The sequence below is a fragment of the Halomonas saccharevitans genome, from assembly GCF_032333995.1.
In the GTDB taxonomy this organism is placed as follows: Bacteria; Pseudomonadota; Gammaproteobacteria; order Pseudomonadales; family Halomonadaceae; genus Halomonas; species Halomonas saccharevitans.
The window spans coordinates 191,575-211,253 of record NZ_JAVXUR010000001.1 but is presented as its reverse complement, the minus strand read 5'-3'; the positions used below and the strand labels follow the sequence as shown (position 1 = coordinate 211,253).

Sequence of the window (19,679 nt, the reverse complement as noted above, 5' to 3'; positions counted from 1 at the left end):
CAGTCGCTTGCGTCGGGCTCAGTCGCTTGCACCGGGCTCAGCCGCGCCGCTTGGTGCGGGCGGTCGCCTCGGCGGCCAGCGGATCCTCGGGCCAGGGGTGCTTGGGGTAGCGACCGCGCATCTCGCGACGCACCTCCGGGTAGCCGTTGGCCCAGAAGCTTTCGAGGTCGGCGGTGACCTGCAGCGGCCGACGCGCCGGCGAGAGCAGGTGCAAAAGCACCGGCTCGCGCCCGTCGGCGACCCGCGGCGAGCCCTGCCAGCCGAAGCACTCCTGCAGCTTGACCGCCAGCACCGGCGGCTTGCCTTCCAGGCACGGCCTGTAGTCCAGCCGATGACTCGCGCCGCTGGGCACCGCCAGGCGCGGCGGCGCCAACTCGTCGAGGCGCGCGCGCAGCGGCCAGGCCAGCGAATCCGTGAGAATGCGCGAAAGCGGCAGCTTCTCCACCGCCTCGAGGCGGCTCACGCCGTCGAGATAGGGCCCTAGCCACGCCTCCAGGGTCTCGAGCAGGGCCGACATCGACCAGTCCGGCCACGCCTCTTCCCCTTCCCTTCCCCCCTCATCGTCCTCGTCGCGATTCAGCGTACGGCGCAGCAGCGCCACTCGACCGCGCAGCTGCTCGGCTTCCTCACCAAAAGGCAGCCGCTCGCGGCGCCGCAGGGCCGCCAGCAGCGCGGCACGCACCGCTTCCGGTGGCAGGCGGTGAAGCGGCCGACGCTCGAGCACCACGGCATCGAGCCCCCTCACCTGCTCGCCGAGCATCCGGCCCTGGGCGTCGGACCACTCGAGGCTCGCCCGCCACTCGCGGGTCTGCGGGTAGAGCGCCTCCAGCCGCTCGGGCGCCAGCGCCACGGCGCGGAAGATGCGCGCGCCGCTCGCCTCGCCGTCGAGTTCGGCGGCCACCAGCAGCGGCGCATGGGCCAGCGGATGCGCCTCGGGCAGGGTCGCCAGCGTCCCGCCCGCCAGGCGAAAGCGCCCGGGTTCGAGGCGCTGCCCGATACGCTCCGGGTAGGCCAGCGCCAAGAGCTCACCCAGCGGCGCCAGGCGGATCGCACCCCCTCCCGTCTTAGAGAGATCGACGCCGGCGATGCGCGCCAGACGCCGGGCCTCCTGATGCCACTGGCGATGTTCCTTCGGCGCGGCCAGCCGGGTGGCCAGCGCCCGCTCCAGGTCGCGCTCCTGATCGAGGTCGCGACCCTCCAGGGCGGCCACCAGGGCACAGGCGAGCGGCCGGGCCTCGAGCTCGGCCGCGCGCTCCAGCATCACGGCGAGGCGCGGATGGGTCGGCCAGCGCACGCAGGCGCGGCCCAGCGCGGTGAGATGACAGGCGGCGTCCAGCACGCCGAGTCGCGTGAGCAGCGCCCGCCCGGCCGAGAGCGCCCCGGCAGGCGGCGGCGTCACCCAGGCGAGCTCGCCCGGCTCGGTGATGCCCCAGCGCGCCAGCTCGAAGGCCAGCGGTGCGAGGTCCGCCTGGCGGATCTCCGGCTCGCCGTGGGGGATCAGCGGTTGCTCCTCGGCCCACAGCCGTACGCAACGGCCCGGGCCCTGGCGGCCGGCGCGGCCGCGGCGCTGGTCGGCGCTGGCCCGGTTGACGCGGCGCGTCTCCAGCCGAGTCAACCCGGTGCGCGGCTGGAAGACCGGCACCCGCTCCTGGCCGGCGTCGATCACCAGACGCACGCCGTCCACGGTGACGCTCGACTCGGCGATGGCGGTGGCCAGCACCACCCGCCGGCGCCCCTCGGGATGCGGTCGCAGGGCGCGCCGCTGGGCCTCGATCGGCAGGCGACCGTGCAGCTCCATGATGGCGAGCGCCGGCGCCCGGGCCCCGAGCTCCCGGGCCAGGCGGCGGATCTCCCCTACGCCGGGCAGGATCACCAAGGCGTCGCCCGTCCCTGCTTCACCCGAGGGCGTCTCGTCCAGTGATTCAAGGAGCGACGCTGCCTGCTGGCGCGCGGCGTCCTCGCGCGGGCGCAGCGGACGATGGCGGGTCTCGACGGGAAAGCTGCGCCCCGGGCAGTCGATCACCGGGGTGGCCTCGCCGAGCACGCCCAGCAGGGCGTCGACGTCCAGGGTCGCCGACATCACCAGCAGGCGCAGGTCGTCGCGCAGACCCTGCTGGGCATCGAGGGTCAGGGCGAGTCCCAGGTCGGCCTCCAGGCTGCGCTCGTGGAACTCGTCGAAGATCACGCCCGAGACGCCCTCGAGCATGGGATCCTCCTGGAGCATCCGGGTCAGCACGCCCTGGGTGACTACCTCGAGGCGAGTGCTCGGCCCCACCCGGCTCTCGCCGCGCATCCGGTAGCCCACCGTCTCACCGACCCGCTCGCCCAGCGATTCGGCCATGAAGCCGGCCGCCAGCCGCGCCGCCACCCGCCGCGGCTCCAGCAGCAAGAGCCGCCCGTCACGGCACCAGTCGGTGTCCAGCAGCGCCAGCGGCACCCGGGTGGTCTTGCCGGCGCCGGGCTCGGCGACCAGCAGCGCCCGGGATTGAGCCGCCAGGGCGGCCCGGATCTCGTCCAGCCGGGAGTCGATGGGCAGGGCGGCCGGGGAAGGGTCGTCAACGCTGTTCATTCGTTCACTCTGGTTGGTTCGTTCACTTGAGTCGTTAGCCCAGGCCCCAGGGCCTCTGGCCTCACGCGGGGCAAGCGTCGTTGAACGTCGATTCGTGCGGCCGGCTTGCCGGCGATCGCGTCCGGCACTAGCCTTGCTTCTCGCAACTTGACCGATAGGTCAGGAAGTGTCAGTTTCGAGTCCCCGACCACAACAACAATAGGTTTCGGTATGCAACAGACCTCCACGACCCGCGCCGATGGGCGCCCTCACTCGGCCTCATCTCAAAGCGACGGGCTGCCGCTGCTCGACCGCTGGTTTGGCGTCAGCCGCCGCGGCTCGACGCTGAAGACCGAGATCCTGGCCGGGATCGCCACCTTCCTGGCCGGCATGTACATCATCGTGGTCAACCCGGCCGTGCTCAGTGACGCCGGCATTCCCTTCACCGCGGCGCTGTCGGCCACGGTACTGATCAGCTTCATGAGCAGCCTGGCCATGGGCCTCTATGCCCGTAACCCCATCCTGGTGGCGCCGGGCATGGGCATGAACGCGCTCTTCACCTATACCCTGGTGCTAGGCGCGGGCCTGACCTGGGAGGTGGCGCTGGGCTGCGTCTTCTGGTCCGGGGTGATGTTCGCGGTGCTGGCGATGTTCAACGTGCGCCGCGCCATCATCGAGGCTATCCCGCTGTCGTTGCGCTACGCCATCACCTGCGGCATCGGGCTCTTCATCACCTTCATCGGGTTGCAGAACGCCGGCTTCATCGTCGGCAGCGACGCCACCCTGGTCACCCTGGGCAACATGGACGCGAGCCTCGCGACCTTCTTCTTCGGCCTGGTGGCCACCGGGGTGTTCGTGATCCTGCGCTTCAACGGCGCCCTGATCATGGGCATCGCCCTGACCACCCTGCTGGCCGTCCCCATGGGCCGGCTGTGGGGCGACGAGGTGATGGTGGCCTGGAACGGCCTGGCCGCCTGGCCCGACTTCAGCGCCGTGATGCAGGTCGACATCCTCGGTGCCCTGAAGGTGGCCTACCTGCCGTTCATCTTCGTGATGCTGTTCACCAACTTCTTCGATGCGCTCTCCTGCTTCATGGCGCTGTCGGAGTCGGCGGATCTGAAGGACAAGGACGGCAACCCGCGCAACCTCAAGCGCTCGATGACGGTGGATGCCTTCGCCTCGATGATCGCCGCGCCGCTCGGCACCAGCGCCGCCCAGACCTTCATCGAATCCGGCGCGGGCGTGGCCCAGGGCGGACGCACGGGCCTCGTGGCCGTGGTCATCGCCCTGCTCTTCCTGCCCTTCCTGTTCCTGTCGCCGCTGCTGTCGCTGGTGCCCGGCGTCGCCACCGCCCCGGCCCTGGTGCTGGTGGGGCTGTTCATGATGGCGCCCATTGCCAAGATCGACTGGGCCCATTTCGATCAGGCCCTGCCGGCCTTCCTGGCCATCATCCTGATGCCGCTGACCTACTCGATCACCCTCGGCATCGCCTTCGGCTTCATGAGCTTCGTACTGATCAAGGCCCTGACCGGGCGGATCGGCGAGATCAAGCCGGCGATGTGGGTCTCCGCGGCCCTCTCGGTGCTGATGCTGCTCACCGCCCAGTGAGGGGCACCGGCTCCTCGCCGCGGGCCGCGGGGTGCTTCACCCCGCAGCCCTTGATCACCACCCGGGTCAGGAACTCGGTGATGTGCTCGAGATCATCGTCGTCGAGCGCCTCACGGCCGGTGATGCCCAGCACCTGGGCCTCGAAGTCGGCGTAGTGCTGGGTGGAGGACCAGATCAAGAAGATCAGCCAGACCGGGTCGACCGGGTCCATCAGGCCCCGGTCGGCCCACTCGCGAAACACCGCGGCGCGGCTCTGCACCCAGTCGCGCAGCTCACCGCTCAGGTACTCCTGCAGGAAGGGCGCCCCGCCGAGGATCTCGCTGGCGAACAGCCGCGAGCCCTCGGGGTGACGGCGCGACATCTGCATCTTGGAGCGGATGAAGGCGGAGAGCACCTCGGCCGGATCGTCCTCCGCGGAGATGTCATCGAGCATCACGTTCCAGCGCTCCATCATCCGCTCGAGCAGGCGAACGTAGAGCTCACGCTTGCTGCCCATGTAGTAGAGGACGTTGGACTTCGGCAGGCCCGCCTCCTCGGCGATCGCCTGGAGGCTCGCCCCCCGATAGCCGTGCCGGGCGAAGACCCGCTCCGCGGCCGCCAGGATCGCCTGCTCGTTGCGCCGGCGGATGGCGCCGCCTTCCTGCTCGCTGGGGTGTTCTGCCTTGGCCATAGGCCCTCGCTGCTGTCGACACGGACGTTTCGGCCCAGAGCTTGCCTGAGAGGCGCCCCACAAGGCAATTCGGCATGGAATACCGTCAACGGAGAAAGAGCGAAGGCAAGTCGACGAGGAGGTCCTAGGCCAGGGGTGAGGAGCACTGCTCCGAACGGGCTGGCCATGGATGGCCAGCACCGGTCCTGCAAGACGGAGCAGGATGCCTGAGCGCCGCAGGGCGTCGGTAGCGCCCAGGAACGGGTTCACAGCGCCTCCTCGATGGTCCGGCACCCCGGGACTGGCCTTCGAAAAGAAAAAAACGTCACGGCTTGCCAAAGCTGACCATATGGTCAAGAATCAAGGTATTCCCTGATGCTTCGGCCACTACAACCACAAACGGAGCCGACCATGATCGACTTCCACCTCAATGGCAGGCGCCAGCGCTGTGCCGACGTGCGCGCCGACGAGAGCGTGCTCGAACTGCTGCGCACGACCCTGGGTCAGACCGGCACCAAGGAGGGCTGCGCCTCCGGCGACTGCGGGGCCTGTACCGTGGCCATCGGCGAGCCGGACGCTTCAGGCGAGCTCGTCTATCACAACGCCAACGCCTGTATCACCCCGGCCCACCAGCTCGAGGGCTGCCACCTGGTGACCGTCGAGGGCCTGGCCGAAGGCGAGCGGCTGCACCCCGCCCAGGCGGCCATGGTCGACTGCCACGCCAGCCAGTGCGGCTTCTGCACGCCGGGCATCGTGATGTCGCTGTTTACCCTCTATGAGCAGCAGCGCCGGAGTGATGAAGAGCCCCCGCCCCCGCTGACCCAGGAACGCCTCGAAGCGGCGCTCGGCGGCAACCTCTGCCGCTGCACGGGCTACCGGCCAATCCGCGACGCGGCGCTGGCCATGGGCGACTATCCGGCGGTCGATCCCGCCTGGATCACCAACGCAGAGCTTGGCCATCCCGCCGACGGCCAGATCGCCACCGCCGACGCCAGCCACTACGTGGCGCCCCGGGATCTCGCCGCGCTGCGCGCCCTCAAGGCCGAGCGGCCCCACGCCCGGCTGTTGGCCGGCGCCACCGACCTGTGGCTCGAGACCACTCAGCAGCTCAAGGCGCTCGATGAGCTCATCGACGTGCGCCGGGTCGCCGAGCTCAACGCCATCGAGGAGGTGGAGGCGGGCTGGTGGATCGGCGGTGCGGTGACGCTCGCCCGACTCATGCCAGTGCTGGCCGAGCCCTACCCGGCCTTCGAGCACCTGATGCACCGCTTCGCCTCCTCGCAGATCCGCCACCGCGCAACCCTGGGCGGCAACATCGCCAACGCCTCGCCGATCGGCGACACCCCGCCGGTGCTGCTGGCCCTCGACGCCCGGCTGCGTCTGGACGGCCCGCGGGGAGAGCGCGAGCTGCCCCTGGCGGAGTTCTTCCTCGACTACAAGCGCACGGCGCTGGCCGAGGACGAGTTCATCGCCGCGATCTTCCTGCCACGGCCTACCGCCGGGCACCACCTCAAGGTCTGGAAGCTCTCCAAGCGGCGCGAGGACGACATCTCGGCGGTACTGGCCGCCTTCGCCTGGCGCCTGGAGGAGGGTGTGATGCGCGACGTCCACCTGGCCTTCGGCGGCATGGCGGCGATTCCATGCCGGGCGCCGGCCGCCGAGGCCGCCCTGGAGGGCCGCGCCCCCGACGCCGAGGCCTTCGCCGCCGCCCGCGCGGCGCTCGCCGAGGAGCTGACGCCGATGACCGACGTGCGCGGCAGCGCCGAGTACCGTCGTCTGGCCGCCGGCAACCTGCTCGAGCGACTGCGCCTGATGATAGAGGCCGAGGGCAACCCGACCGACAACAACAGCGACAACCGCGATTCCGCGACCAAGGTGACTCTCGATGCGTACGCTAACTGACATTGCCCAAGACACCTCCCGGCGCAACCAGGGCGATGCGCCGCTGGCCCGCGAGACCGTCGCCCCCCAGGGGGGCGCCGGCAGCTCCCGCGCCCACGAGAGCGCCGTCAAGCACGTCACCGGTCGCGCCGCCTATATCGACGACCTGCCGGTCCCGCGGGACTGCCTGCACGTGGCGATAGGCCTGTCGCCGGTGGCCCATGGCCAGCTGACTCGCCTCGACCTCGAGAAGGTCCGCGCCGCGCCCGGGGTAGTGGACGTGATCGCGCTGGCCGACGTGCCCGGCCATACCGACGTCGGCCCGGTGTTCCCCGGCGACCCGCTGTTCGCCGATGACGAGATCAGCTACGTCGGCCAGTGCCTGTTCGCCGTGGCCGCCGAGAGCCACCGCGCCGCCCGCCTGGCCGTCAAGGCAGCGGTGGTCGAGATCGACGAACAGCCGGCCTGCCTGGATCCGGTGGCGGCCGCAGAGCGCGGCGAGTTCGTGCGCCCGCCCCATACCCATGAGCGCGGCGACTGGCAGCAGGCCTTGGGCACGGCGCCCCACGTGCTGGAGGGCGAGCAGTTCGTCGGTGGCCAGGAGCACTTCTACCTGGAGGGCCAGGCGTGTCTCGCGCAACCCACCGAGGACGAGGGGGTGATGGTCTACACCTCCAACCAGCACCCCAGCGAGACCCAGAAGCTAGTCGCCGAGGTGCTCGGCATCCCCTTCCACGCGGTGACCATGGAGATGCGGCGCATGGGCGGCGGCTTCGGCGGCAAGGAGACCCAGGCCTCGCCCTGGGCCTGCATCGCCGCCCTGCTCGCCCGTCGCACCGGCCGGGCCGCCAAGCTGCGCCTGCCCCGCGCCGAGGACACCCGCGCAACCGGCAAGCGCCATCCCTTCCACAACCGCTATCGGCTCGGCTTCGACGACCGGGGCGTGCTGGCCGGCGGCGAGATCACGGTGATCGGCGACTGCGGCTACTCGCCGGACCTGTCCGACGCCATCGTCGATCGCGCCATGTTCCACGCCGACAACGCCTACTCCCTGGGCGCCGCCCGGGTCACCGGGCAGCGCGCTCGGACCCACACGGCTTCCAACACCGCCTTTCGCGGCTTCGGCGGCCCCCAGGGCATGATGATCATCGAGCAGGCCATGGACGACATCGCCCGTCACCTCGGCGAGGACCCGCTGACCATCCGCCAGCGCAACCTCTATCGCGCCACCGACCCGGACGCCACGCCACGCGACGTTACCCGCGATATCACCCACTATGGCCAGCGCGTCGAGCAGCTCGCCCTGCTCCACGACCTGATCGGCCAGCTCGAGGAAAGCAGCGACTACTGGGCGCGCCGCCGCGAGATCACGGCGTTCAATGCCCAAAGCCCGATCATCAAGAAGGGCCTGGCGCTGACGCCGGTGAAGTTCGGCATCTCCTTCACCGTTCAGCACTTGAACCAGGCCGGGGCGCTGCTGCTCGTCTATACCGACGGCAGCGTGATGATCAATCACGGCGGCACCGAGATGGGCCAGGGCCTGCACACCAAGGTCTGCCAGGTGGTGGCCCGGGAGCTAGGGCTCGATCTGGAGCGGGTGCGCATCAGCGCCACCCGCACCGACAAGGTGCCCAACACCTCGCCCACCGCCGCCTCCAGCGGCGCCGACCTGAACGGCCAGGCCGCCCGGGACGCCGCCGCCAAGCTGCGCGAGCGGCTGTTCGACTTCGCCGCCACCCACTTCGATCGCGACGCCGGCGGGCTCGACCGCGAGGCCATGCGCCTGGAAGACGGTCACTTGGTGGCCGGCATCGGCGAGGCCGAGCGGCGCATTCCCTGGGGCGAGCTGGTCCAGGCGGCCTACATGGGCCGGGTCTCGCTCTCCGAGAAGGGCTTCTACGCCACCCCGCTGATCCACTACGACCGCGCCACCGGCCGCGGCCGTCCCTTCTACTACTACGCCTATGGCGCCGCGGTGGCCGAGGTGGAGGTGGATACCCTCTCCGGCGAGTACCGGGTCAGCCGCGCCGACATCCTCCACGACGTTGGTGACTCCCTGAACCCGGCCATCGATATCGGCCAGATCGAGGGCGCCTTCATCCAGGGCATGGGCTGGCTGACCAGCGAGGAACTGGTCTGGAACGACGCCGGCCGACTGGTCACCGACGGCCCGGCCACCTACAAGATCCCGGCTTTCGGCGACCTGCCGCCGACCTTCAACGTCGACCTGCTGCAGGGTCATCCCAACTCCCAGGCCAGCATCTACCGCTCCAAGGCCGTGGGCGAGCCGCCCTTCATGCTGGCCATCTCGGTGTGGTCGGCGCTGCGCGATGCCCTGGCGAGCCTCGCCGACTATCGCATCAGCCCGGCCCTCGACACCCCGGCCACCCCGGAGCGGGTGCTGATGGCCGCCGAGGCGCTGCGCGCCCGCCACAAGGCACGGCCAGTGGACCAGGAGGAGCCCGCATGAGCGCCGCGGATATCCGGCCCGAGCCCTGGCACGCTGCCCTGCACCGCCTGCAGCGCGAGGGGCTGCCCCACGTGCTGGCAACCCAGGTCACCAGCGCCGGCTCGACCCCCCGGGAGCCCGGCGCGCGCATGGTGATCACCGCCGAGGCGGTATATGACACCCTGGGCGGCGGCACCTTCGAGTGGCAGACCATCGAAGCCGCCCGTCGGCGCCTGGCGGGCGTCGATGGCAGCGCCGAGGGCCGGGGCGATGGCAGAACCGAGGCCGGCATGAGCCTGGAGGCCTTCTCCCTGGGCGGGCGCAGCGGCCAGTGCTGCGGCGGCTTCGTCAACGTGCTGCTCGAGGTCTTCCCGGGCAGCCCCGCGACGCTCGCCATCTTCGGCGCCGGCCACGTGGGCCAGGCGCTGGTGCGCCTGGCCGCCCCGCTGCCGTGGCGGGTGCTGTGGCACGATAGCCGCGCGGACGCCTTCCCCGACTGGGCCGCCGGCGAGCCGAGGCTCGAGTGTCGCCAGGCGCCAGACCCCGCCGCGGCCGTGGCCGCCCTGCCAGCCGGCGCCCACGCCCTGGTGCTGACCCACGATCACGCCGAGGACCGCGCCCTGGTGGACGCCCTGCTCGCCCGCGGCGACACGGGCTCGCTGGGGCTGATCGGCTCGCGCAGCAAGTGGGCGAGCTTTCGTCGCCGGGTGGGCGAGGCCGGCCACGACGAGGCGGCGCTGGCCACGGTCCGCTGCCCCATCGGCACGGCGGCCGGCGGCACGGGCGGCGACAAGACGCCCTACGCCATCGCCCTGGCCGCCATCGCCGAGCTGCTGCCCTTGATGGCCGGCGAGGAGCGCCCCGACCGGCGCGGCCTCGACCCGGCCGAACTGCGCGGCGCCCTGAGCGATACCCTTCGCGACGAACCAAACGCGACGGCCTGACGCCGACCGTCACGCCCCCTGTCACGACCCCCGAGACGAGCCCCGACGACATGAGCCTCGATGTGATGACCCCTGATACCGCGCGCGTGCTGCGCGCCGACCTGCTGAGCTTCGACACCGACCCCGGCGAGGGCGATACGCCCGCCGCGGGGAGCGTGCGCCATATCGAGGATGGCGCCCTGTGGATCGAGAACGGCCGCATCCGCGCGCTGGACGCCTGGGCGCGGCTGGCCCCCGACCTGCCCGAGGGCATCGAGGTCGTCGATCATCGCGGCAAGCTGATCGTGCCCGGCTTCATCGACAGCCACGTGCACTACGTGCAGCTGGAGATCATGGCCTCCTGGGGCCGCCAGCTGCTCGATTGGCTGAACGACTACACCTTCCCCGAGGAGTGTCGCTTCGCCGTTGCCGAGCACGCCCGGGCCCAGTCGGGGGCCTTTCTCGACGAGATGCTGCGGGTCGGCACCACCACCGCCCAGGTGTTCTGCTCGAGCCACCCCGGCTCGGTGGACGCCTTCTTCACCGAGTGTCGCGAGCGCGGCCTGCGCATGCTCGCCGGCAAGGTGCTGATGGATCGCCACGCGCCCGAGGCGCTGTGCGACGACACCCGGGGCGGCATCCGCGACAGCGAGCGGCTGATCGCCGACTGGCACGGCCGGGACCGGCTCGGCTACAGCCTGACGCCGCGCTTCGCGCCCACCTCCACCCGGGCGCAGCTCGATGCCACCGGGGGGCTTCTGCGCACCGACCCGAGCCTGTGGCTACAGACGCACCTCGCCGAGAACACCGGCGAGCTCGACTGGGTGGCCGAGCTCTTCCCCGAGAGCCGCGACTACCTCGAGGTCTACGAGCAGTCGGGGCTCGTCGGCCCCCGCAGCACCTTCGCCCACGGCATCCATCTCGACCAGGAGATGCGCGGTCGACTGGCGGCGCGGGGCGCCAACCTGGCCTTCTGCCCGAGCTCGAACATGTTCCTGGGCAGCGGCCTGTTCGACCGCCTCGCCGCCCGGGAGGCCGGCCTTGCCATCAGCTATGCCAGCGATGTCGGCGGCGGCACCGACCTCTCGGGCCTGGCCACCCTCAAGACCGCCTATCAGGTCGGCCAGCTGCGCGGCCAGCCGCTCACCGCCTGGCAGGGCTTCTACGGGCTGACGCTCGGCAACGCCCGGGCGCTCTCCCTGGACGACCACATCGGCAGGCTCGCCCCGGGCATGGAGGCGGACCTCGTGGTGCTCGACCCCGCCGCGACCCCGCTGATGGCTAGGCGCACGGCCAGAAGCCAGAGTCTCGCCGAGACGCTCTTCGCGCTGATGATGCTCGGCGACGACCGCACGGTGGCCGAGACCTGGAGCGGCGGGCGCCGAGCACATCGCCGCGACGCGCCTTAGCGACGCGCCCTTTGGCCGCCCCCGATCGACGCCTGACTTGATGCAGGTCAATCATCCCTTTATCCGACCGCGGCGGCGGTTGATTCGCCGCGGGACTCGAGCGTTACTAGCTACATTAGTGCAATCCATTTTTGGCGTGCCCGAGTCACCAACGGAAGGGAATTTCTCATGCGCAAGCGCCTGCTGGTCAGCGCCATCGCTCTTGGCTCCACGCTCGGCCTCGTCGGCACCGCCCTCGCCGACGACGGCCTCGCCGACTACCGCGATCGCTTCGAGCCGCTGCCTCACCTGCCGAGCATTCCGGCCGACAACTCTCTTACCAAGGAGAAGGTCAGGCTCGGCAACATGCTGTTCTTCGAGCCGCGCATCTCCGCCAGCGGCGTGATCAGCTGCGCCACCTGCCATAATCCGGCGCTGGGCTGGAGCGACCGCATTCCTCGCGCCACCGGCCACGATGGCCAGATCGGCAAGCGCAATACGCCCACGGTGCTCAACGCCGGTTTCCTGGAGTCGCAGTTCTGGGACGGGCGCGAGCCCGACCTGGAAAGCCAGGCCCTGGGCCCGATCCAGGCCGATGTAGAGATGGCCATGGACCTGGAGGGTGCGCTCTCTCGCCTGGAGGGCTTCGAGCTCTACCAGCGTCGCTTCGCCGAGGCCTTCCCGGGCGACCCCGCGCCGATCAGCGCGGATCATCTCGCCGAGGCCCTGGCCAGCTTCCAGCGCACGCTCAACACGCCGGACTCGCCCTTCGACCGCTATCTGCGAGGCGATCTCGAGGCCCTGAGCGAACAGCAGAAAGCCGGCATGGTGGCCTTCGTGGACAGCGGCTGCATCGCCTGCCATCGCGGCGCGAATCTCTCCGACAGCCAGTTCCACCGCATCCAGGTGCCGGGCTCCACCGACGTGGGGCGCTTCGACGTCACCGGCGAGGAGAGCGATCGCCATCGCTTCCGCACCCCGACCCTGCGCAACGTGGCGGTGACCTATCCGTACATGAACAACGGCGCCACCGAGACCCTCGAGGAGGCCGTGGCCATCATGGGCCAGGAGATGCTCGGCCGAGATTTCGAGCAGGCCACCATCGACGACATCACCGCCTTCCTGCACAGCCTGACCGGCGAGATGCCTGACATCGAGGTGCCCGCCCTGCCCTGATCCCGATGGGCCGACACGCAAAACCCCGGCGAGGCCGGGGTTTTGCGTTAGCGACAGGCAGGGACGTCAGGTCGTGACAGAGTACCGAATACAGGGTGTCGACGACGTAGTGCCGTCAGCTCACCTCGGCCAGCCGCCGCCGCAGCTCCTGGCGGCGCTCGTCGCTCATGAAGGCGGCCTCGAGGGCATTGCCGGCGAGCCCCGCGAAGACCTCCTTCGACCAGCCGAAGGCCTCGTGGCAGGCCTCGAAATTGGGCAACATGCCGCCGCCGAAGTAGGCGGGGTCGTCGGAGTTCAGCGTCAGCGTCAGGCCCGCCTCGAGCAGCTGCGGCAAGGGGTGGTCGGCCATGCGCTCGACCACCCGCAGGCGCACGTTGGAGAGCGGGCAGACGGTGAGCACGACCTGCTCGTCGCGCAGCCGGGCCACCAGCGCGGGGTCCTCCAGGCAGCGCACGCCGTGATCGATGCGACAGACGTCCAGCAGGTCCAGCGCCTCGCGGATGTAGGCGGGCGGTCCCTCCTCCCCGGCATGGGCCACGCGGGGAATGCCGAGCTCGCGGGCGAAGCGGAAGACTTCGGTAAACTTCGCCGGCGGATTGCCCTGCTCGGCGCTGTCCAGACCCACGGCGTCGAGCATCTCCCAATAGGGAGCGGCGCTCTCCATCACCGCCATGGCCTCTTCGGCCGGACGGTCGCGCAGGAAGGCCATGATCATCGCGCTGGACATGCCGAGCTCGCGCCAGGCCTCACGGCGCGCCAGGGAGAGCCCCTCCATCACCACCGGCAGCTCGATGCCCCGCGCCAGATGCGCCTGGGGATCGAAGTGCATCTCCACGTGCACGACGCCCTCGGCGCTGGCCCGGCGAAAGTAGTCCATGGCGAGATCATGGAAGTCCTCGGCAGTACGCAGCACGCTCATTCCCTGGTAGTAGAGATCGAGGAAGGACTGCAGATCGGCGAAATCATAGGCCTCGCGAACCTCCTCCACCGAGGCATAGGGCAGGCGGATCCCGTTGCGCTCGGCCAGGGAGAACATCAGTTCGGGCTCCAGCGAGCCCTCGATGTGCAGGTGGAGTTCGGCCTTGGGCAGGCGCCTGAGGAAGTCACGCATGGCACACCTCATGGAAAATGATCGGTCCTATCCTGAAACATCCTGACCATCCGTGCAAAGCGCACCTTCACGCAGGGTCAGGCGCTGATCGATGCCCGGCGGATCGACGGCCTCGCCGAGCTGGTGCACCAGGTAGATGACGCTGCGACCGGCAAGCCACCCGTCGAGACGGGCGGCCAGGCGTGCCGCGGTGGGCGCATCGAGCCCGGCGAAGGGTTCGTCGAGGATCACCAGGTCCGGCTCCCGAAGCAGCAGACGGGCGAGGCCGACGCGTCGAGCCTGACCGCCGGAGAGCCGTCGTCCGCCCTCGCCCACCCGGGTCTCGAGCCCCTCGGGCAACGCGTCCGCCCAGCCGGCGAGCTCGACCATCGACAGCACCCGCCACAGCCGCGCCTCGTCCGCCTCGGAGTCGCCCAGGCGCAGGTTGGCGGCCAGGCTATCGTCGAACAGCTCCACCTGCTGGGTGAGGCAGGCCACCCGCTGGCGCAGCGTCGCCTCGTCGATCGCCTCCACGGGAACGCCGCCGAGAGTGATTCGCCCGGCGCTCGGCGCGAGCTGGCGCGTGAGCAGCTGTGCCACGCTGGACTTGCCGGCCCCGGAGGCGCCGCACAGCGCCAGTCGCTGGCCCGCCGGCAGCGAGAGGTCCAGCGCAGTGAGCGCCGGCTGCAGGGCGCCCGGATAGTGCAGGTCGACCGCATCGAGGGTCACATCGAGAGGCCCAGGGTGCGGCGCCTGTCCCGCGGCGCTCGTCTCGCACGAGACGGCGGCGCTCGGGCAACGAGCGGCCTCCAGGGCGTTGAGGCGCTCGGCGGCGGCCCGGGTCGCGCCCAGCCGAGTGAAGGCCATGGGCAGCGCGGCCAGCGCCTCGTTCAGCGCCATCACCGCCAGCGGCATCAGCACCATCACCGGGCCTGAGAGCGCCCCGGCCTGCCAGGCCAGGGCCGCCAGCACCAGCACCGCGAGCCAGGTGGCGCCGACGGCGAGTCCCGCAAGGGCCGAGCCCAGGGCCGCGACCCGGGCCAGCCGCCACTGATCGACCTGCAGGCGACGCTCGATCGCCTCAAGCCGCGCGCGGTGGGTGGCCAGGCTGCCGTAGGCCTCGAGCTCGGCGAGCCCCCGCAGGTGCTCGAGCATCCGGCCACGCAGCGCCTCCAGCGCCTCGACCTGACCGCGGCTCGCGGCCATGCCGCGCCGGGCCTGGCCCAGGGTGAGCCACAGCCAGGCCGACAGCAGCAGCGCGAGCGCGACAAGGCCGGCCCGGGGCAGCCACAGGGCGAGCAGGCCCGACAGCGCCAGGATGGCCAGCAGCGCCACGCCGGCCGGGGCCACGAGGCGCAGGTAGAGGCCGTCCAGGGTGTCGATATCGGCGGTGAGGCGATCGAGCCAGTCGCTGGCGCGACGCCGCGACAGGGTTCGCCCGTCGAGCCCGACCATCACGCCGAACAGGTGACCACGCAGATCGGCCAGCAGGCGCAGCACGGTATCGTGGTTATAGAGCCGTTCGACGTAGCGCGAGACGGTGCGGGTAACGGCGAAGAAGCGGATCCCGCCGCCGGGCACGTACACGTCCAGAAACGCCGAAAGCCCGGCGGCGAGGGCCAGGCCGGTCAGCGCCGTGGCGGTGATGAACCACCCCGAGAGCGCCAGCAGTCCGATGCCTGCCGCCACGGTGAGCAGCATCAGGCAAGCTCCGACGAGCAGCCGGCCGCGACGCCGATCGAGCAACCGCCACCAGGGACGCAGAGTCGTGATCAGTGAGGCCTCTCGCGCGTCAGGCATCGACGGACTCCCGAACGGGGGCGGCCTCGAGCGCCAGCCGACGATCGGCCAGCGCCAGAAGCGCGGGATGGTGGGTGGCGATGACCAGGGTGCGCCCCTCGGCGGCCAGCCGCCCCAGGGCCTCGATGACCCGCGCCTCGGTCCGGGCGTCCAGGCTCGCGGTCGGCTCGTCGAGCAGCACCAGCGGCGCCGGTGAGAGGAACACTCGGGCGAGTGCCAGGCGCTGCACCTGCCCCCCGGAGAGGCCCTCGCCGCGCTCGCCGAGCGAGGCATCGAGCCCGTCGGGCAGGCGCTCGAGCAGCTCGGCGAGCCCGGCCCGGCCGAGCGCCGAGCGCATCTGCGCCCCGCTCGCCTCGGGTGCGGCCAGGCGCAGGTTGTCGGCGAGGCTCCCCTGGACCAGCAGAGGGCGCTGATCCAGCCAGGCGAAGCCGGCATCGGCGGCCAGGCGCCGCTCGCCCTTGGTCGGGGCGATGAAACCCGCCATCACTTGCAGCAGGCTCGACTTGCCGGCCCCCGAAGGCCCCGTCACCACCAGCGTCTCGCCGCGCGCAAGGCGAAGGTCCAGCGGCCCCAGAACCCGGCCGCGCCCAGCGTGGGTGAGCGTGACGGCCTCGAGTTCGAGCAGGCTGTCGGGCGACATCGGGCGCACAGGCTCGGCTGCCTCATCGGCGCCGCGTCCGGCGTCGGGCGTCTCCTGGAGCAGCGTCACCAGGCCAGCGGCGGCGCCCAGGGCCGCCGCCCGGTCATGATAGTGCTGGGCGAGGCTTCTCAGCGGCTGGAAGAACTCCGGCGCCAGCAGCAGCACCAGCAGGCCGGTGAAGAGCGTCAGCTCGTCCGCCGGCCCGTACTCGATATAGCCAAGCAGCCCGAAGCCGACATAGATCGCCACCACGGCGATGGCCACCGAGGAGAAGAACTCCAGCACCGCCGAGGAGAGGAAGGCCAGGCGCAGGGTGCGCATGCTGCGCCGCCGATAGTCATCGGCCACGGCCTCCACCTCCCGGGTCGCCTGGGCGGTGCGCCCGAACAGCTGCAACGTGGTGATGCCGCGTACCCGATCGATGAAGTGCCCGGCCAGGCGCGCCACGGCCACGAACTGCTCCTGGTTCAGGCGCTCCGCGCCCATGCCCACCAGGGCCATGAACAGCGGAATCAGCGGTGCAGCGATCAGCAGGAAGAGCGCGGCCAGCCAATCGAGCCAGGCCACCACCGCGAGGATCATCAGCGGAACCGCTACCGCCAGCACCTGCTGGGGCAGATAGCGCGAAAAATAGCCGTCCAGGGCCTCGACCTGGTCGACCAGGCGCTGGGCGAGCCCCGCACCGTGATGAGCGGTGAGGCGCACCGGGCCCAGGCGTTCCAGATGATCGAGCAGCTCGGAGCGGGCTCGCCGGCGGATGCGCAGGCTGGCCGCCTGGCCGGCCACCTCCTGCCCCCACTGGGCCAGGGCCCGCAGCGGCAGGACCGCCATCAGGCCCAGCAGCCAGGGAACGAGCTCATCAAGCGCTCGCTCATCGACCAGCAGAGCGCTGATCAGGGCGGCGAGCAGTGCCATCTGGACGATGGTCGCGACGCCGACCGCCCCGCCGGCCAGCAGGGCCAGGCGCTGATAGCGGCGCTCGCCGGCGGCGAGTCGCGACAGCCACGCCCGGGCCGAGGGCCCGGGCGCTTCGGCTTTGGCCCTCACCTCAGTGATAGCCCTCGCCGGGGCGGACCTTGCCGCGGAACACCCAGTAGGACCAGGCGGTGTAGGCCAGCACGATGGGGATCACGAAGAGCACGCCGATCAGCAGAAAGAGCTGGGAGCCCGGGTCGGAGGCGGCGTCCCAGATGGTGTAGTCCGGCGGCACGATGACCGGCCACTTGCTGACCACCAGCCCCAGGTAGGTGAAGAGGAACAGGCCCAGGGTGGCAATGAAGGGCTGGCCCTCGCGGCGCTGGAGGACGGCACGCCACAGCAGGCCCGCACAGGCCAGCGCCAGCGCCGGGAAGATCCAGATCAGCTGCAGATGGCCGAACCAGCGATCGCGCACGCCGACGTCCACGAAGGGCGTCCAGAGGCTGATGATCAAGAACACGCCGAGCACCGCCAGCAGCAGGCGCGGAGCGAGACGGTAGGCCCACTCCTGGAGCGCGCCCTCGGTCTTCAGGATCAGCCAGGTGGCGCCGAGCAGCGCATAGCCGGCCATCAGCCCGAGGCCAGTGAGCACGCTGAACGGCGTCAGCCAGTCGAACGGGCCGCCGACGTAGACGAAGTCCTCGACGGGGAAGCCCTGGATGTAGGCGCCCACTACCACACCCTGGGCGAAGGCCGCCACGGCGGATCCCCAGCAGAAGGCGCGGTTCCACCAGTGGCGGTTGCGGTGAGACTTGAAGCGAAATTCGAAGGCGATGCCGCGGAAGATCAGCCCGGCGAGCATCAGGAAGACGCCGAGGTAGAGCGCCGGCAGAAACACCGAGTAGACCAGCGGGAAGGCGCCCAGAAGCCCCGCCCCACCCAGCACCAGCCAGGTCTCGTTACCGTCCCACACCGGGGCGACCGTATTCATCATCACGTCTCGTGACTCCTCGTTCGGGGCGAAGGGAAAGAGGATCCCCACGCCCAGATCGAAGCCGTCCATCAGCACGTACATGATCACGCCGAAGCCGATGATCACGGCCCAGATAATGCTCAGATCGAACATGGCCATGGTTCAGTTCCTTCCCGGTTGGCTGGAGGCGTCCTCGAAAGGCACGTCGGCGGCAGAGAGCGGGCGCTTGGGCCGGTGCACCTCGTCGCCGTGGGCGGTTTCGGGCAGCATGCCCTGGCGCACCACGCGGGTGAGATAGTAGACCCCGCAGAAGAACACCACCGCGTAGACGGCCATGTAGCCGATCAACGTGAACAGGGCCATGCCCCCGGTCAGCGAGGGCGTCAGCGCCTCGGCGTGGCTCATCAGGCCGTAAACCACCCAGGGCGCGCGGCCGGTTTCGGTGACCACCCAGCCGGCCAGCACCGCGATGAAGGGTGTAACGGTCATCACGCGCATCAGCTGCAGGAAGCCGCGATGCTCATAGACCCGGCCGCCACGGCGCAGCCACAGGCCGACCAGCGCCGCGCCGATCATGGCAAAGCCGAGAGCCACCATGATGCGGAACGACCAGAAGACGATCCAGACCGGCGGCTGCTCCTCGGGAGGCACCTCGCTGATGCCCGGCACCTCCCCCTCGGCGTGGTGGGTCAGGATGATGCTCGCAAGGCTCGGAATGCCGATCTCGAAGCGGTTCTCCTGAGCTTCCTGGTCCGGCAGGGCAAACAGCAACAGCGGCGTGTTCGAGCTGCGCTCCCAATTGCCCTCCATGGCGGCCACCTTGGTCGGTTGGTGCTCCAGGGTGTTGAGGCCATGGAAGTCCCCCACCACCGCCTGAGTCGGCGCCAGCACCAGTAGCAGCCACAGGCACATGGAGAGCGCCTTGCGGTTGGCCTCCCGGTCGCGTCCGATCAGCAGGTACCAGGCGCTGACCCCCGCGACCACGAAGCCGCCGGTCAGGAACGAGGCCAGCACCATGTGAGTGAAGCGATACGGGAAGGAGGGGTTGAAGATCGCCGCGCTCCAGTCAGTGACGTGGAAGCGCCCGTCGATCAGCTCTACGCCAGCCGGGGTCTGCATCCAGCTGTTGGCCGAGAGAATCCAGAACGAAGAAATGAACGTGCCGATGGCAACCATGATGGCGGCGAAGAGGTGCACGCCTTGCGGCACCTTGCCGCGTCCGAACAGCAGCACGCCAAGGAAGGCCGCCTCCAGGAAGAAGGCCGTGACCACCTCGTAGCTCAGCACCGGTCCCAGGAAGTTCGACGCCGCAAAGGAAAAGTTGCTCCAGTTGGTGCCGAACTGGAAGGACATGACGATGCCCGAGACCACACCCATGCCGAAGACCACGGCGAAGACCTTGGTCCAGAACAGCGCGAGGCGGTCCCAGGCAGGATTTTCCGTCTTGAAGAAGAGCCCGTTCAGCAGGGCGATGTAGGACGCCAAACCGATGGTGAACACCGGGAAGATGGCGTGAAAGGCCACCACGAAGGCAAATTGCAGCCTCGATAGCAGCAGGGGATCCAGTTCCATGAGGCACTCCTCGTTCCTGCGGGTCGTGGGTACGGGATGCGTCGGGCACTGGACGTGCTCTTGT

General features: G+C 70.2%; 13 protein-coding genes. 6 read left to right on the top strand and 7 right to left on the bottom strand.

From position 1 onward, the window contains the following. Positions 1-37: 37 nt before the first annotated feature. A complete protein-coding gene (gene hrpB / locus RSO68_RS00940) occupies positions 38-2,569 on the bottom strand; it encodes an ATP-dependent helicase HrpB (RefSeq protein ID WP_315585104.1) in 2,532 nt (843 codons plus the stop codon). Positions 2,570-2,779: 210 nt separating this feature from the next. Here hrpB and RSO68_RS00935 point away from each other — a divergent pair, with 210 nt between their 5' ends. Continuing rightward, a complete protein-coding gene (locus RSO68_RS00935) occupies positions 2,780-4,156 on the top strand; it encodes an NCS2 family permease (protein WP_315585103.1) in 1,377 nt (458 codons plus the stop codon). On the opposite strand, the gene RSO68_RS00930 is transcribed toward RSO68_RS00935, so the two are convergent. Continuing rightward, positions 4,143-4,826, bottom strand: a complete 684-nt coding sequence (locus RSO68_RS00930) for a TetR/AcrR family transcriptional regulator (protein ID WP_315585102.1) — start codon at positions 4,824-4,826, stop codon at positions 4,143-4,145. The genes RSO68_RS00935 and RSO68_RS00930 overlap by 14 nt on opposite strands. Positions 4,827-5,216: 390 nt before the next feature. Here RSO68_RS00930 and xdhA point away from each other — a divergent pair, with 390 nt between their 5' ends. From xdhA to RSO68_RS00905, 5 genes are all read left to right on the top strand, one after another. Continuing rightward, on the top strand, positions 5,217-6,707 hold the full coding sequence (gene xdhA / locus RSO68_RS00925) for a xanthine dehydrogenase small subunit (protein ID WP_315585101.1): 1,491 nt from the start codon (positions 5,217-5,219) through the stop codon (positions 6,705-6,707). Continuing rightward, positions 6,691-9,156 carry a xanthine dehydrogenase molybdopterin binding subunit gene (xdhB, locus tag RSO68_RS00920; protein ID WP_315585100.1) on the top strand — a complete coding sequence of 822 codons (2,466 nt, stop codon included), beginning with the start codon at positions 6,691-6,693 and terminating at the stop codon, positions 9,154-9,156. The genes xdhA and xdhB overlap by 17 nt, the downstream gene beginning before the upstream one ends. Further along, the gene (gene xdhC / locus RSO68_RS00915; RefSeq protein WP_315585099.1) at positions 9,153-10,079 is read left to right on the top strand and encodes a xanthine dehydrogenase accessory protein XdhC; all 927 of its coding nucleotides are present in this window, start codon (positions 9,153-9,155) and stop codon (positions 10,077-10,079) included. The genes xdhB and xdhC overlap by 4 nt, the downstream gene beginning before the upstream one ends. A 50-nt stretch (positions 10,080-10,129) precedes the next feature. Further along, entirely contained in the window at positions 10,130-11,467 is a 1,338-nt protein-coding gene (gene guaD, locus RSO68_RS00910) for a guanine deaminase (RefSeq protein WP_390882370.1), read from the top strand. A gap of 168 nt (positions 11,468-11,635) precedes the next feature. Continuing rightward, positions 11,636-12,622 (top strand): cytochrome-c peroxidase, encoded by a 987-nt coding sequence (locus tag RSO68_RS00905; RefSeq protein ID WP_315585098.1) that lies wholly within the window; start codon positions 11,636-11,638, stop codon positions 12,620-12,622. A 115-nt stretch (positions 12,623-12,737) separates the two neighbouring features. Here the strand turns inward: RSO68_RS00905 and RSO68_RS00900 are convergent, their stop codons facing one another. The 5 genes from RSO68_RS00900 to RSO68_RS00880 are packed head-to-tail and all read right to left on the bottom strand — an operon-like array spanning position 12,738 to position 19,615. After that, complete coding sequence (locus RSO68_RS00900; RefSeq protein ID WP_315585097.1) at positions 12,738-13,733, bottom strand: adenosine deaminase; 996 nt, start codon at positions 13,731-13,733, stop codon at positions 12,738-12,740. Positions 13,734-13,760: 27 nt separating this feature from the next. After that, complete coding sequence (gene cydC / locus RSO68_RS00895; protein ID WP_315585096.1) at positions 13,761-15,512, bottom strand: thiol reductant ABC exporter subunit CydC; 1,752 nt, start codon at positions 15,510-15,512, stop codon at positions 13,761-13,763. Further along, positions 15,505-17,199 (bottom strand): thiol reductant ABC exporter subunit CydD, encoded by a 1,695-nt coding sequence (gene cydD / locus RSO68_RS00890; RefSeq protein ID WP_315585095.1) that lies wholly within the window; start codon positions 17,197-17,199, stop codon positions 15,505-15,507. The genes cydC and cydD overlap by 8 nt, the downstream gene beginning before the upstream one ends. A gap of 1 nt (position 17,200) precedes the next feature. Next, entirely contained in the window at positions 17,201-18,202 is a 1,002-nt protein-coding gene (gene cydB / locus RSO68_RS00885; protein WP_089848657.1) for a cytochrome d ubiquinol oxidase subunit II, read from the bottom strand. 3 nt (positions 18,203-18,205) lie between these two features. After that, positions 18,206-19,615 (bottom strand): cytochrome ubiquinol oxidase subunit I, encoded by a 1,410-nt coding sequence (locus tag RSO68_RS00880; protein ID WP_089848659.1) that lies wholly within the window; start codon positions 19,613-19,615, stop codon positions 18,206-18,208. Positions 19,616-19,679 lie beyond the last annotated feature (64 nt).

Excerpts from the sequence above, each read along its gene's own strand:
- RSO68_RS00930 (WP_315585102.1), bottom strand. The coding sequence starts at position 4,826 with ATGGCCAAGGCAGAACACCCCAGCGAGCAGGAAGGCGGCGCCATCCGC.
- xdhC (WP_315585099.1), top strand. The coding sequence starts at position 9,153 with ATGAGCGCCGCGGATATCCGGCCCGAGCCCTGGCACGCTGCCCTGCAC.
- guaD (WP_390882370.1), top strand. The coding sequence starts at position 10,130 with ATGAGCCTCGATGTGATGACCCCTGATACCGCGCGCGTGCTGCGCGCC.
- RSO68_RS00935 (WP_315585103.1), top strand. The coding sequence starts at position 2,780 with ATGCAACAGACCTCCACGACCCGCGCCGATGGGCGCCCTCACTCGGCC.
- cydB (WP_089848657.1), bottom strand. The coding sequence starts at position 18,202 with ATGGCCATGTTCGATCTGAGCATTATCTGGGCCGTGATCATCGGCTTC.
- RSO68_RS00880 (WP_089848659.1), bottom strand. The coding sequence starts at position 19,615 with ATGGAACTGGATCCCCTGCTGCTATCGAGGCTGCAATTTGCCTTCGTG.
- hrpB (WP_315585104.1), bottom strand. The coding sequence starts at position 2,569 with ATGAACAGCGTTGACGACCCTTCCCCGGCCGCCCTGCCCATCGACTCC.
- xdhA (WP_315585101.1), top strand. The coding sequence starts at position 5,217 with ATGATCGACTTCCACCTCAATGGCAGGCGCCAGCGCTGTGCCGACGTG.
- RSO68_RS00905 (WP_315585098.1), top strand. The coding sequence starts at position 11,636 with ATGCGCAAGCGCCTGCTGGTCAGCGCCATCGCTCTTGGCTCCACGCTC.
- RSO68_RS00900 (WP_315585097.1), bottom strand. The coding sequence starts at position 13,733 with ATGCGTGACTTCCTCAGGCGCCTGCCCAAGGCCGAACTCCACCTGCAC.
- cydC (WP_315585096.1), bottom strand. The coding sequence starts at position 15,512 with ATGCCTGACGCGCGAGAGGCCTCACTGATCACGACTCTGCGTCCCTGG.
- xdhB (WP_315585100.1), top strand. The coding sequence starts at position 6,691 with ATGCGTACGCTAACTGACATTGCCCAAGACACCTCCCGGCGCAACCAG.